The sequence below is a fragment of the Cupriavidus sp. 01L415 genome (assembly GCF_056400065.1).
In genome coordinates this window covers 55871-69851 of record NZ_JBFTSP010000026.1, presented here as the reverse complement: position 1 = coordinate 69851, position 13981 = coordinate 55871, and the positions used below count along the sequence as shown (strand labels likewise).

The following is a 13981-nucleotide window of genomic DNA, read 5'->3' as shown; positions in this document are numbered from 1 at the left end:
AACACCGGGGCGACGGCCGAGGGATCGGTCAGCAGCACGGCGCCGAGCGCGGCGATCGGCGCGAACAGGATCACGCTGAGTCCGCGATAGGCGGCAAACATCAGGAACGCCAGCGCGGCGAGCACGACAACAAAAGACATGAGGTCTCCTATGACGCAAACGATCGGCGCGCCGCGCAGGGCGGCCGCCGATCTTGTAACCGCGCTGACGACGACGGGCGCGGCAAGGCGGATGAGCCGCCGACTTTGCCATAGGTTCAGGGCATCGCGCATTGGGGTAGCGCAAGGACGCGACGTCTCGAATGCGTTCCTGCGCCTGCCCGGAAGACACGCGATGACATATCGCGATGACATTCCCTCAAAGGCATTCACCGATGCTGGTGACGAAACTCCTGCGTCTGCCCGCCATAGCCATAGGCGGCCGCACGCGCATCGATGACGTAGATATATGACACGGTATTCACATCGCCGATGACCTCTGACAGCGCAGCGAAGGCTTCCTTCAGAAACTGTGCCTTCTCCGCCTTGGTATTGGTCTCGTCGGTCACGCTGATATCAAGCTGGAACGCATTGCGCCCGGTGGTGTGCTCGGACAGCGGCTTGCCGGCGATGATCCATTGCTCGCGCGGCACATATTCCACGACGGTGGCGATCAAATTGGCGTCCTTGCCCAGGACGCGTTGCGTGAGTTCGGCCACGGTGGCGGCGGCGCGGCGGGTCAGTTCGGCATCGGGCTGACCGGAGATCTGCAGGGCGATGTGGGGCATGACGGGCTCCTTGATGACTGGAAGTTGTGGAACATGTTTGTGCTGCGGTGATGTCATCGTAGTACCCGGTCTTGCATCGGAAAAGCGGGAATTTGCGATACTATCCATCGGAAATACCGGATCATCTGTATCACGGTGCCGGGCATCCTGTTGGAAGACCAGACGCGGAGCATGTCATGCGTGGATTTGAGACCGATCAGCTGAAAACCTTTGTCACGGTGGCGGACAGTGGCAGTCTGTCCGCGGCGGCGCCTCGCCTGTTCCTGTCGCAGTCTTCCGTCAGCGAACAGTTGCGCAAGCTGGAGGAGCGCGCCGGTGTGCCATTGCTCACGCGTGGCAAGAAGGGCGCCGCCGTGACGCCTGCCGGGGCGCGGTTGCTGGAATACGCGCGGCGCATTCTGACGCTCAATGAACTGGCGATGCAGGAGTTGCGCGGACGGTCGCTGAATGGCGAGCTGCGGCTGGCCGTGACCGACTACTTTCGCCCGGGAGAGATCGCCGGCATGTTGCGCCGGCTGCGCGACCGCTATCCCTACCTGAAGCTGCACGTCACGGTCATGAAGAGCGCCGCCATCGAGGCGTCCGCGGAACTCGACGCCTTTGATATCGGCGTCAGCATGCGGCTGCTGGGTGTACGCGCTGGCGACAAGGCCGATCGATCGGAAAGGACGGCCGGGACGGTGCTGCGGCGGGAGGAACTGGCGTGGGTGGCCGCGCCGGAGATGGCCGATGCGCCGGCGTCTGCGCTGCCATTGGTGCTCTTGCCCGATACCTGCTCCATGCATCAGTTCGTGGTGCAACTGTTGATGCGCAGGAAGCGCGAATTCGAGATTGCGCATTCGGCATCGGGCGTGGCTGGCCTGCATCTGGCGCTGGCGGCGGGGCTGGGAATTTCGTGCCTCAATGCCTCGGCGGTCGGGCCGGGGGTGGCCCCGCTGGATGCCGCGGCGATTACGCGCTGGCGTCTGCCCGCGCTGCCGACCGCCGAGTTTTACCTGCTGCCCGCGCGCGCCGGCGAATCCGAATTCCTCGAGCAGGCGCGGCAAGCCCTGGCCGAGCAGTTTGGCTAAACCCTGACTCTGAAAAACTCCGAGAAATCGGGTGACGATTTTTGCGGCTTATTTGCCACTTTCAGCCAATATCCCTCGGCTGGGACGAGGATAAAGACGTGATGATTTGACCGCTCATGGCCCAGTAAATGATAATGCGTCGCGTTTGCACGAAATCATTACAACGCATTACAGGGAAAAATGAGCCAGAAGCCACACGCTGTGCGGACTGCCGTCATGGCATTGTTCGCCGCCCAAGCCTTGCCTGCCGGCATCGCCTACGCCCAGACCACGCCGCAGGATCTCCCGGCGGTAACCGTCAAGGCGGATATCAGTCGCGAACTCGGCGACGGTTACAACCCGCCCAACGCGGTCAGTGCGACCAAGACCGAAGCGCCGCTGCGCGATATTCCGCAGACCGTCAACGTGGTGACTAACGAGGTCATGCGTGATCAGCATGCCAATTCATTGCAGGACGCGCTGAAGAACGTGCCGGGCGTCTCCTTTTCCACCGGCGACGGGCAGCGAGACCAGGTGTCGATCCGGGGTTTCACGGCGATCGCCGACCAGTTTGTCGATGGTATTCGCGATGACGCGCTGTATTTCCGCGACCTGTCCAACGTGGATCGCGTGGAGGTCATCAAGGGCCCGGCCGCCGTACTGTATGGCCGTGGCTCCTCGGGTGGCCTGATCAACCGGGTAACCAAGAAGCCGGGCATCGACGTGGCCGATTTCAGCTTCAGCTACGGGTCCTGGGCGGACAAGCGCGCGGAGGTCGACGTGGGCAAGGTTCTCGGTAACGGTGCGGCCGCCTTCCGCGTGACCGGTGCCCTGGAGGATGCCGACAGCTACCGTTCCCAGCAATTCCTGCGCCGCTCGACCATCGCGCCGTCGGCGGAATTCCGTCTGGCCCCGCAGACCACGGTGCTGCTGCAGATGGACTACCTGGAAGACAAGCGAGTCACCGACTTCGGCATCCCGGCCTACAAGGGCCGCCCGGTCAACGTGCCCGTTTCCACGTACTACGGCGCGGCCAATGCGCGTGATGTCGATACCTCGGAGTCGCGCGTGTATTCCGGCACGGCGACGGTCAACCATCGCTTCAACGAGAACTGGTCGATCCGCAACGCCACGCGGTACTACCACTATTCGCTGAACCGCAATAACACGCTGACGGGTTCGGTCAACGAGGCCGCGCAGACGGCGTCGTTCAACCGGTCCAACGTGTATCGGGAGGAACACGGCTGGTTCAACCAGACCGACCTGACCCAGAAGGCCACGTTGTTCGGCATGCAGCACGAACTGCTTTACGGCGTGGAAGTCGGCCAGCAGAACAAGGACCTGGTCAATTACTCCCGCAACAACGTCGCCACGGTCAATCTGTTCAACCCGGTGCTGCCCGTGCTGCCGCTGCTGGTCGGCGGCGCGCCGGCGGCCAACAACCTCGGCATCTTCAAGACGCTGGGCCTGTACACGCAGGACATGATGACGCTGACCGAACACTGGAAGGCGCTGGTTGGCGTGCGGTACGACCGCTTCGAGCAGGAGACCATCGAGCGCCGGCCGGGGCAGCAGAATCTGTCGCGTACCGATAACACCTGGAGCCCGCGCGCGGGGCTGGTGTGGCAGCCGTCGAAGGCGCAGTCCTACTACGTGTCCTGGAGCCGCTCGTACCAGCCGTCCGGCGAGAACTTCTCGCTGGCCGCGAACAATGCGGAGCTGGAGCCCGAAACCACCAACAACGCCGAGGTGGGCGCCAAGTATGATTTCCTGGATGGCAAGGCCAGCACCACGGTGTCGGTATTCCGTCTGGAGCGCACCAATATCAAGGTGGCGAATGCCACCGGCACGGCACTGATCCCGATTGGCGAGCAGCGCACCGATGGCGTGGAACTGACCGCCGCAGCCGAACTGGGGCAGGGCTGGAAGGTGCTGGCCGGCTATGCGTACCTCGATGCCGAGGTCACCAAGTCCTCCGCGGCCTTCCAGGGCAAGCGCGCGACGCTCACGCCCCGCCATGCCGGCAATGTGTGGCTGACCAAGTCGCTGGGCCACGGATTCGGCGTCGGCGGTGGCCTGAACCTGGTGGGTGCGCGGATGGCCGATCCGGCCAACACCGTGACGCTGCCGGGCTATGTGACGGCGGACATGATGGCCTGGTATCGTCGCGGACCGTTCGAGGCCCAGTTGAACTTCTACAACATCTTCAACCAGGGCTATATCGTGTCCGCACACGGCTCCAACGCCAACCTGAACATGCCGGGTGCACCGCGCAGCGTGGTGGCCACGCTGCGGTATCGGATGTAACGGCGGAAAGGAAGGGCGCCCCCCCTGCGCAAGCACTATCCGGGGTGGCACCGCTGGCGTCACGAAACTCCGGACGCAAATGACAAAACGGCCGGCGGAGCAATCCGTCGGCCGTTTCCGTTTGGTGGGGCGGGCAGGCTTGCAGGCCTCAGGTCTCGCTCCACTGCCGCAGCAGGTTGTGATAGCAACCCACCAGGCTGCGGCGCGCCCGATCGTCCGCATTGGTCTGGTTCAGCGTCTGGATGGCGTTGTCCATGTCGAACAACAACGCGCGCTGGCCGTCATCCCGAATCAGGCTCTGGATCCAGAAGAAGCTGGCCAGCCGGGTCCCGCGCGTGATGGGCGTGACCTGATGCAGGCTCGTGGCGGGGTAGATCACCATGTCGCCAGCCGCCAGCTTGACCGAATGCATGCCGTAGGTGTCCTCCACCTGCAGTTCGCCACCGTCATAGCTGGCCGGGTCGGACAGGAAGAGCGTCGCGGAAATGTCCGTGCGCAGCTTGCGGCCGTTGTGGGGATGGATGCGTACGCTGCCGTCCACATGGGCGCCGAAGGTCATGCCCTCGCCGTAGCGGTTGAACATCGGCGGGTAGACGATGTTGGGCAGCGCCGCGCTAATAAATAGCGGGTTGCGTTCGAGCGCCGCCAGGATCAGGTGCTGGCATTGCACCGCCACTTCGGAGCGCTCGTCGATCTGCTGGTTGAACTTGACCGGCGCGCCGGAGTAGCCGGCCGTGACGCGGCCATCCACCCAGGCGTCGCCAGCGTGCTCCAGCTGCTGGACCAATGCGGCCAGCTGTTCGGCGTTGAGAACCTTCGGAATACAGACAAGCATGGATTCATCCTGAACGGGACCGCCGGCCAGCGGCGGCCCCGCCGGCGCTTACATGCGGTAGGTGACGGACAGCATGGCCGTGCGGCCCGTGCCCGGGACCGAACGACCGCCGTCCGACTGGATCAGCGCATCGTAATACTTCTTGTCGAAGATGTTGAACAGGTTCAGGCGTACATCGTACTTCGGCTGATGGTAGGCGATCATGCCATCCCAGCGGACGAAGCCTCCCACCTGCACCGTATTCGTGTTGTTGGCGAAGCGCTCCGACATATAGAAGGCGCCGCCGCCGACTTCCCAGCTCGGCAGGATCGAGTAGCTGGTCCACGCGGTGGCCGTGTGCTTGGGCGTGTTGGTGGGTACCTTGCCCTGCGTGCCGGCAGCGATGCCGTTCTTGATCTCGGCGTCCAGGTACGTGTAGCCGGCGAATACCTGCCACTTGGACGTGATCCGGCCAGTGACACCGGCGCGGAAGCCGTCGACCTGGATCTTGCCGGTCAGCGCGTAGGTGGTGGCATCGATCTGGCTGCGGGCGTTGTCCTTGGTGATGCGGAAGAGTGCCGACGTCACCGACAGGTTTCCGTCCATCAGATCCCACTTGGCGCCCGCTTCATACGCCTTGTTCTTTTCCGGATCCAGCGAGGTCTGCCCCACCGTGCCGACCAACTGCTCCAGCGACGGGTTGAACGACGTGCCATACGACACGTAGTAGGACTGCTGCTCCGTCGGCTGCCAGATGCCACCCAGGCGCACGCTGGTGTAGTTGACGGTCTGGTCGGCATTCGCCAGCGCCGTGTTGCCACGGGTATTCGTCGAATTCACCGAGTTGGTGATGCTGGCGATGTAGCGGTCATAGCGCACGCCGGCCACCGCTTTCCATTGCTTGGTGAACTCGATCGAATCGTTGGCGTAGACCGCGATCGTGTTGGCCGAACCGCCCTGCAGGTTGCCCACGCTCGTCGGCACGTTGGCGGGGGAGTCGCGATAGACCGGATCGACGACCGGCGTGCAGGCGACGTAGCCCGAGGTGCCGGCAGCGGCCGTAGCCGTCGCGGGCGGGTTCAGCGGCGTGTTGCCGCAGCTGCCATTCCGGTAGTAGTTCTGGTTGTTGTAGCCATCGTGGCCGAGTTCGACGCCTGTCAGCAGCGTGTGCTTGACCGGTCCCGTATCGAACTTCGCCGTCAGCTCGGTCTGGTTGAAGATCGAGTAGTCGCGGATGTTGCGATCGTGGCTCTGTTGGCGCACAAAGAGCTGCGACAGCGGCAGGTTGGTCGTCGTCAGCGGCGTGAAGGCCCCTGCGGCGTTGACCGACCCCACGGCGTTCGGCGCAGTCTCCCGGGCATTCGTTTCCACATAGTTGAATGCCGTCTGGTTGCGCAGGCGCAGGTTGGGCGAGAACTTGTGGTCGACGCCGGCCGACAGCGAAGCGATGTTCTGGCGCGTGCGGTCATTGTTGAAACCGTAGAACGTGTTGCGGTCGACATTGACCGGGTGGCCGTTGATGGCTGGCAGGCCGTAATCGGGCGAGTCTTCGTTGTGCTGGAGCAACGCGGACAACGTGATCTCGGTGGAGGTGCCGATGCCATAGCGCCACGACGGCGCGATGCCGAAGTCCTGCACCTGCATCTCGTCGCGCGTGCTCGGCTTGCCGTCTTGCGCCATGGCGGAAATGCGGAACGCCGAGGTGTCGCCGGTGGGCGTGTTGACGTCGGCGGTCGCGCGCACGAGGCCGTTGGTCGTCACGGAACCGGTGACTTCCGTGGCGGCCTTGAGCGACGGCTTCTTGCTGACCTGGTTGATCACGCCGCCGGTGGAGCCGCGGCCGAACAGCATCGACGACGGGCCCATCAGCACTTCCACCTGGTCCAGCGCGAAGGTGTCCCGGTAGTACTGGCCGCGGTCGCGGAAGCCGTCGAGGTAGATGTCGGTGCGCGCGGAAAAACCGTTCAAGTTGATGTTGTTGCCGATCTGCCCGCCTTCGGCGCCGCCGATCGTGATGCCGGGTACGTTGCGCAATGCATCGGCGAGCGAACTCACGCCCTGTGACGTCATCAAAGCCTTGTTCACGATGGTCACGGACTGCGGCACGTCGCGCAGGTCGGCCGGCAGCTTGGACAACTGACTGCCACTCGAATTGAAGTCCTCGCGTGACGCCGAGCCCTGGACCGTGATCTCGCGCAGCGTGGGCGGAGCGGCCTCCGCAGACGTGGCAACAGGCGTGGCAGGCGGCGTCGCAGACTGCGGAGCAGGTGCCTGCTGGGAGAAGGCTGCGGGGGCTGCAAACAGTGCCACCAGCGCGGTGGCCACGGGGGTGCGGCGAATCATTGTCAGGTCCAGTTCGCCCCTCGTGAGACGGGCCCGATCCGTCCTCTGCCGCCGGACGCGAAGCGATGCGCGGTCCGACGTGTGTGAGGGGCATGCATTTGGCGGGCGTGCCGGAATATAAATGCGAACGATTCGTGTTGCAATTCGCGTTGCGCGCCAAACACAGACAGCATATGGCGGCATTGAATGTTTCAATGCCCACACATGTGAAGTAAAAACAGCCTATTAAGGCGCTTAGTATCTGGATTTTGACCGAGTCGTTACTAAATCGGCACAAAAAAAGCCCGCACGTCGCAGGCCACCTTCCATACATTTGGTCACCCGACAGGGTGGCCTCATCCAAAATTCATTCTTTTTTATCTTTAATCGGCTGCCACGTTTGCATTCCTCGCGATACGGCCAAGGCGCTCCCGCCCGGGATTGAGGAATGCCACAAAGCGCTCCACGGAGCCGCGGCCGGCTCGATCCCGTTCGGCAGCAGGCGATCACGGACCTCCCGAGTCTGCGTACCGGCAGAGAGTTCAGCGTTCAGCTTCCCGATGGTCGCCGGGTCGGTGCCCTGGGGCGCGAAGATGCGGACTTCGGGCATCCTCTGATCCGCGGTGGTGGGGATATTGGGAGCGCCGCCACGCGCCAGTCCCACGTGGCACTCGGTGCCTTGAGCTGGCCCGCCTTGATCTGCGGCAGCACCACGACGCTTGCTTCAGAGGTTTCCGCCACCTGACCACCGATCACCGATCACTGCGGTGATGCTTTCCGATCTGCTCTTGTCCGGCACCACGATCTGTTGCGCGCCTTTCTCCTTGAGCATTTCTTTGACGAAGTGTGGCGTGCGGCCGCTGCCGGCGGTGACAAACGGCGCGCCAACTTGCTTCGTCGAGTACTCGATCAGTTCCTTGAGGTTGCTTACCGGCAACGACGGCGGCGCGACGATCAGCGACGGACTCACCGCGATCGGGCCAAGCGGGATCGGGTCGTCGGGTGCGTACGGCATCTTCAGGCGAATCAGGCTGCTTGTGACCCTGCCCACGCACCCACCAGAACGTGGCACGCGCGACGAGATCGTTGGCGCCGCTCGGGCGTGAATGGCACGACGAACTTGGTCACTTGATTCCACAAGGCGCCCGCAGCATGCGCCGTGGCAGTGAGCGGGGAGGGTGGCGAGTGCGATGGCCAGCGCGTGGCCGCAACGGAAGGTGCGCATGCATGTCTCCCGTACCTATTGTGAGAAGACGCGAAACCGATTTTGCCGACGGCGGCTGTCAAGTTTCTGAAACGGGATGGTGCAGCGGGGCTGGCGCCTGGCGGTCCACCGCAGCTGAGTGCCGGCGCCCGCCTTGCTGGAGCGTCGCGCCTCTCCGAAAGGAGCGGGAGCCGACGAGCTAGGCAACCACCAGCGCTTGTCGCACCCCACGTCTTCTCCACACGTGCTGTGCGGAAATCGTGCTGGGAGAGCGTGCCGTGCCGGCCGGTTCGGTTGCGCTCGCGGCCAGTCACAACAGCGTCGTCATCCAAACAGATGACCTATCAACGATCGCGTTCCCAGGTCTGCGTACGACCGATCAGGCTGATACCGATGAAGCCGCGCACGTTGAGCTTTTTGCCATCATCGGCCAGCGACATCTTGCACTTGTAGAGCTTGCCGCTCTCCGGATCCAGGATCTCGCCGCCGCTCCATTCGTTGTCGCCGGTCTTGCGCAGCCCGGTGAGCAGCGTCATGCCGATGATCGGCTGGTCCTTGCGAGCGTCGGTGCATTTGTCACAGACCTTGGCCGGGCCTTCGGTCTCGGTCAGGCTCTTCAGGAGCTTGCCACTGTAGACACCGTTCTTCTCGGTGATCTCGATCACGCCGCGCGGCTTGCCGGTGCTGTCGTCAATCGTCTTCCACATGCCCGCAGGCGACGCTTCTGCGAAGGCGACGGCACTGACGGCGAAGGCGGCCGCGAACACGGTCGCGCGCAGCAGGGTTCGGGGGGCGGTAATGCGCATGGAGCTCTCCAGTTCAGTGTCGCGATGGCAGGCTAGCCATTCGCGGCGCGTGTCTTGCCGGGCGGTGCGATCGCGACGTGGCCAGCGCGCGGTGGCGGCAGGCATGTCGCGTGGCGTCCGGATGTTTGCGAGGCGATGTCTCGCCCATCGATCGGCATTGGCGGCGCGCGATGCCAATCTACTGGCGGGCGCACCGCGCTGCAATCTCCAACGCTCGTTTGCGCACGCACCAGCCGGTACTGTACCGCGTGCCGCATTCGCCTGCGTGGCGCCGGTTTGCGGGGATTTTGTCATGCAGCATTTCGCACCTGTAACGAGACCCCGAAGCAATCCTCTAGCGGAACGGCGACTGGCGTGTCGGCACCACAGTCGACGAACGTCGCGTCACAGTCGAGGCGGAGCGGGGCGGCATCGGGATCGCTGTCGCCGCCGACCACACACCGGTTGTCGGCGCGCATCCGACAGGTGACGGTCGAATGGCGGTCGCCCGGCATCAGCTGCATCAGTGAGAACCCCAAGCCGACGATGCTGACGAGGTCGTGGTGCATCCGATGTCGACGGATCTCGATGTGCGACCGACGCGTGTGGTCACACGCGTGGGAGATCGCGGCGACCACCCCGAAGCAACGTCGTCATCGACGCCGGACAGACGCGCGCGCATCGAGATGACGACCATCGCGACGTCGATCGTCGTCGCGAATCGTGTCGAAGTTGGTCGATGCTGAAGGCGCGTCGTGACAAACCGTTGCGTTGACGCATCACTCTTTCGTCGCACTCGCGCAACTGTCTGATCGACGCACGCGGACAACATCGCAACACACGCGTCGTCATCGGCGATGCGCGTTCGTCGTCGTGCGTGAGCGGTGCGTGATGGCAGTGCGAGATGCCGTCCCGATGCGTGCGCGTGGTCTCGCACGAACGCAGCGTCACAACCGCGCGTGACAACGACGACTGCCGCGAAAGCCACGATACATGCGGGTTTCCGGGAGACGGATGTGCGCGCGATCGCGTGCGGCGGCGGTGCGCGATACGTACGTCGCGCCTGCCGCTGATGGTCGTGAAGAGGGGCGTGAATGCGTGTTGCCGAGGGGCGCGCGATCGCATCGAAACATGATGCGAAGCACCTCGCGATGGAGCTTCGACGGACGTGAGAATGTCGACGTGGAGGTGGGTGTCGATGGTGTTGTCATCGCGATGCGTGCGTGGAGTAGATCGACTCGCGCGCGCACGCAAGTTTTTTTGCACTTTTTTCTTAACATCATCGAACAAACGAATTATGATTCGCCTTGACAAGAGTCTCAGTTCATTGCATCGACGATTCGCAAGCAAGACGTCACGATGAGCGCGATGCTTCGATGCAGTGATTGGGGTAGCCGAGGAGCACCAGAACTTTGACGCAGACCGAGCCGAACCGGCTTCTTAAAACGCGTGCAGTCTCCTGTAGCCCAGTAACGGGATGGGCGAGCTACCTCCGAATGATTGCCGTCTGCCGTGCGCGAGGCCATGCCCGCACCGCAGGCCTGCTGTCTGATATCTCCTCTTTCCAGGTCGTGCGCCGACAAGACGGGCGGCGCGGGCCAATCGAATATTCCAGGGTGCGGCACGCCCCGGAAACCCGCCTGTGGGCTGGCTTTGCCGCCTGCGGGGGTGTTTCGCGCTGCCGCCTGCACACCGCGTATCGTGGTGTCCCTGCCACCGAATTCATTAGCGTGCGGACGAGGTTGTGCCGTGCGCCGATGAATCGCTCGCTCGACTGGGGTCATGCGGTATCGCACCTCGGGTCGGTCGGGTCGCCAACTTAGGTCATTCGATATTTCACGTTAGTGAAGGAGTTATCCATGGCAACTGCTGCAAAGAAAAAGCCGGCGGCTAAGAAAGCCGCCAAGCCGGCCGCCAAGAAGGCTGCTGTGAAGAAGGTCGCCGCCAAGAAGGCTGCTCCGGCCGCCAAGAAGGCTGCTGCCAAGAAGGTCGCCACCAAGAAGGTAGCTGCCAAGAAGGTAGCCGCCAAGAAGGCACCGGCCAAGAAGGCTGCTGTGAAGAAGGTTACCGCCAAGAAGGTTGCAACCAAGAAGGTAGCCGCCAAGAAGGCAGCACCGGCCAAGAAGGCCGCGGTGAAGAAGGTTGCAGCCAAGAAGGCCCCGGCCAAGAAGGCCGCTGCCAAGAAGGTTGTAGCCAAGAAGGCCGCACCGGCCAAGAAGGCTGCCGCCAAGAAGGCCGCACCGGCCAAGAAGGCTGCCGCCAAGAAGCCGGCTGCGAAGAAGGCTGCTGCGAAGAAGCCGGCTGCCAAGAAGCCGGCTGCCAAGAAGGCTGCCGCCAAGCCTGCCGCTGCGCCCGCCGTTGCGCCTGCTGCTGCTGCCAAGACTGCGCTGAACCCGGCTGCAGCCTGGCCGTTCCCGACGGGCAACCGTCCGTAATCGCTTCGCCTCGTGCGAACGATCACAACCGGGAATCGCCAGGGCACGCATCGCGTGCCGCACTGACCGGATACGCTGTATCCGGTCCGCAAGACGCCAGTCTTGCCGACCCGCCGATGGCATCTGCCCGGCGGGTTTTTTGTTGCCCGCGCCCAAAGAAAAACGCCGCGGCCTGGTGGCACGCGGCGTTTGTCCGGAAGCGGTCCGGCGGCTCAGTGGGTGACGCGGGTCACGCCTCCCGATGACAGCAGACGCACGCGCTCGCCGGGGCGGAATACCTCATCGGCTTCCTGCGTAATCGCGCGCATTTCGCCGTTGTCCAGGCGCACGGTGATCTCCAGCCCGCGACGCTGCTGGATGCGATTCTCGGTCGCACTGCCGGCAATGCCACCCAGCACGGCGCCCAGCAGGCCCGCCGCCACGGCACCGTTGCCGCCACCGATCGTGCTGCCCGCCGCGATGCCGCCAATCGCGCCGCCAGCCAGCGTACCCGCGCCGGTCTGGCCGCCCTGGATCAGGACCTCTCGTACGCCTTCGACCACGCCATAGCGCACGGTCTGCTCGCGCTGCGCCTGGCCTGTGGTGTACACGCTGTTGGAACTTGACTGGCTGGCGCAGCCGGCGACCAGCGTTGTAGCGGTCAGCAAGGCGATTCCGCCAATACGAAGAATGTTATTCATGACTTCTCCCGTAAAGAATCCGTACGCCAGCGGTGCTGGTGCGTGACGCACCAGATCCATCTTACGCGTAGCGGTACCCGAATGCGGACTGGAAGCGATTGCCGATCTCTTCGCGCGAGAGCCAGTGGTTCTGCGGACCTTGCTGCGCGATCTTGACGGCGCCCATCAGCGAGGCGAGACGGCCGGTGGTTTCCCAGTCCAACCCGTTTTCGATGCCGTAGAGCAGACCACCCCGGAAGGCGTCACCACAGCCGGTGGGGTCCACGACCCGTTCGGCAGGCACCGCGGGGATGGCATATTGCTGGCCATCGGCAAAGATGCTGGCGCCGCGCTCGCCGTGCGTCACGATGAACGCGCGGACCTTGGCGGCCACCTCGGCGCTGGTCCAGGCCGTGCGGGACAGCAGGACCTGCGCTTCGTAGTCATTGACCGTCACGTAGCTGGCCAGTTCAATGAACTGCCGCAGGTCCTCGCCGTTGAACAGGGGCATGGCCTGGCCGAGGTCGAAGATGAATGGGATGTCCGCCTCGGCGAACTGCCGAGCATGGTGCAGCATCCCTTCGCGGCTGTCCGGCGCGACGATGCCCAGCGCAGGGCGGCTGCCGCTGGCCAGCGTGTCCTGCACGCTATTTATCTGGGACTGGCTCATCGCGCCCGGGTGAAAGGCGGTGATCTGGTTGTTGTCCAGATCGGTCGTGATCATTGCCTGCGCCGTGAAGGCGTCGGCCAGCGTGCGGACATATTCCGTGCCGATGCCGAGGTTGCGCAGGTACTGCAGGTAAGGCTCGGCATCCTGGCCTACCGTGGCCATGACGATCGGGTCGCCGCCCAGCATCTTGAGCGTGAAGGCGATGTTGCCCGCGCAACCGCCAAACTCGCGGCGCATGCCGGGAACCAGGAACGAGACGTTCAGCATGTGAATCTGGTCCGGCAGGATGTGTTCGCGGAAGCGCCCGTCGAACGTCATGATGGTGTCGTAGGCGACGGAGCCACAGATCAGGCTGGCCATTCTCTCTCCAGGGGCCCGTTGTGCGGGCTGTAACAAAAACGATAAAAAATGCCGCCCGTGCATGACGGGCGGCGACAGCACGATGGCGCGCTTACTTCAGTGCGGCCAGTGCGGCTTCGTAGTTGGGTTCTTGCTTGATTTCGGCAACAAGCTCGCTGTACTTGACCGTGTCGTTCTCATCGACCACCACCACGGCACGCGCGCACACGCCGGCCAGCGGGCCGGTCTTGATATCCACGCCGTAGTTGCTCTTGAATTCGGCGCCGCGCATTGTCGACAGCGTGACGACATTCGCCAGGCCTTCGGCTGTGCAGAAGCGGCCCATCGCGAATGGCAGGTCGGCGGAAACGGTCAGCACGACGGTGTTGGCCAGGCCGCTGGCGGCCTCATTGAACTTGCGTGCGGAGGCCTGGCAGACCGGGGTATCCAGGCTCGGGACGATGTTGAGCACCTTGCGCTTGCCAGCGAAATCGCCCAGCTTGACGTCCTTCAGGTCCTTGCCCACGAGGGAAAAGTCCGGGGCCTTGTCGCCTGCCTTGGGAAACTTGCCACCAACTTCGATGGCGTTGCCGCCGAGGGTCACATTGCTCATGATCACTCCTGTTTGGGA

At 63.6% G+C, this 13981-nt stretch carries 14 protein-coding genes and 1 pseudogene; 4 read left to right on the top strand and 11 right to left on the bottom strand.

The window, feature by feature from the left end; translation table 11 throughout:
- Positions 1-140: pseudogene (locus tag AC1DOX_RS25340) on the bottom strand (GntP family permease); the annotation flags it as partial.
- A 227-nt stretch (positions 141-367) separates the two neighbouring features.
- Positions 368-766: a tautomerase family protein gene (locus AC1DOX_RS25335; protein WP_441623324.1), complete on the bottom strand. Its 399-nt coding sequence runs from the start codon at positions 764-766 to the stop codon at positions 368-370.
- A 176-nt stretch (positions 767-942) separates the two neighbouring features.
- Between AC1DOX_RS25335 and AC1DOX_RS25330 the strand changes: the two genes are divergently transcribed.
- Positions 943-1836 carry a LysR family transcriptional regulator gene (locus AC1DOX_RS25330; protein ID WP_441623322.1) on the top strand — a complete coding sequence of 298 codons (894 nt, stop codon included), beginning with the start codon at positions 943-945 and terminating at the stop codon, positions 1834-1836.
- 216 nt (positions 1837-2052) lie between these two features.
- Positions 2053-4122: a TonB-dependent receptor gene (locus AC1DOX_RS25325; RefSeq protein WP_441623320.1), complete on the top strand. Its 2070-nt coding sequence runs from the start codon at positions 2053-2055 to the stop codon at positions 4120-4122.
- 148 nt (positions 4123-4270) lie between these two features.
- Here AC1DOX_RS25325 and AC1DOX_RS25320 read toward each other — a convergent pair whose 3' ends face one another.
- From AC1DOX_RS25320 to AC1DOX_RS25295, 6 genes are all read right to left on the bottom strand, one after another.
- Positions 4271-4957, bottom strand: coding sequence for a Fe2+-dependent dioxygenase (locus AC1DOX_RS25320; protein ID WP_441623318.1), 687 nt, complete (start codon positions 4955-4957; stop codon positions 4271-4273).
- Between the two features lie 48 nt (positions 4958-5005).
- Positions 5006-7279, bottom strand: a complete 2274-nt coding sequence (locus AC1DOX_RS25315) for a TonB-dependent receptor (protein WP_092143360.1) — start codon at positions 7277-7279, stop codon at positions 5006-5008.
- A 346-nt stretch (positions 7280-7625) separates the two neighbouring features.
- Complete coding sequence (locus AC1DOX_RS25310) at positions 7626-7868, bottom strand: hypothetical protein (protein ID WP_441623316.1); 243 nt, start codon at positions 7866-7868, stop codon at positions 7626-7628.
- Positions 7869-7982: 114 nt separating this feature from the next.
- Positions 7983-8483 (bottom strand): tripartite tricarboxylate transporter substrate-binding protein, encoded by a 501-nt coding sequence (locus AC1DOX_RS25305; RefSeq protein ID WP_441623314.1) that lies wholly within the window; start codon positions 8481-8483, stop codon positions 7983-7985.
- Positions 8484-8806: 323 nt separating this feature from the next.
- A complete protein-coding gene (locus AC1DOX_RS25300; RefSeq protein WP_092143445.1) occupies positions 8807-9268 on the bottom strand; it encodes a DUF2147 domain-containing protein in 462 nt (153 codons plus the stop codon).
- Between the two features lie 290 nt (positions 9269-9558).
- Positions 9559-9816: a hypothetical protein gene (locus AC1DOX_RS25295; RefSeq protein WP_441623312.1), complete on the bottom strand. Its 258-nt coding sequence runs from the start codon at positions 9814-9816 to the stop codon at positions 9559-9561.
- 3 nt (positions 9817-9819) lie between these two features.
- Between AC1DOX_RS25295 and AC1DOX_RS25290 the strand changes: the two genes are divergently transcribed.
- Positions 9820-9993, top strand: coding sequence for a hypothetical protein (locus AC1DOX_RS25290; protein WP_477101560.1), 174 nt, complete (start codon positions 9820-9822; stop codon positions 9991-9993).
- A gap of 1113 nt (positions 9994-11106) precedes the next feature.
- Positions 11107-11682 (top strand): histone H1-like DNA-binding protein, encoded by a 576-nt coding sequence (locus AC1DOX_RS25285; RefSeq protein ID WP_477114072.1) that lies wholly within the window; start codon positions 11107-11109, stop codon positions 11680-11682.
- Positions 11683-11894: 212 nt separating this feature from the next.
- On the opposite strand, the gene AC1DOX_RS25280 is transcribed toward AC1DOX_RS25285, so the two are convergent.
- From AC1DOX_RS25280 to tpx, 3 genes are all read right to left on the bottom strand, one after another.
- Positions 11895-12362 (bottom strand): outer membrane lipoprotein, encoded by a 468-nt coding sequence (locus AC1DOX_RS25280; RefSeq protein ID WP_441623308.1) that lies wholly within the window; start codon positions 12360-12362, stop codon positions 11895-11897.
- Positions 12363-12423: 61 nt separating this feature from the next.
- Positions 12424-13371 carry a carbohydrate kinase family protein gene (locus AC1DOX_RS25275; RefSeq protein ID WP_092143377.1) on the bottom strand — a complete coding sequence of 316 codons (948 nt, stop codon included), beginning with the start codon at positions 13369-13371 and terminating at the stop codon, positions 12424-12426.
- 91 nt (positions 13372-13462) lie between these two features.
- Positions 13463-13963 (bottom strand): thiol peroxidase, encoded by a 501-nt coding sequence (gene tpx, locus AC1DOX_RS25270; protein WP_441623306.1) that lies wholly within the window; start codon positions 13961-13963, stop codon positions 13463-13465.
- Positions 13964-13981 lie beyond the last annotated feature (18 nt).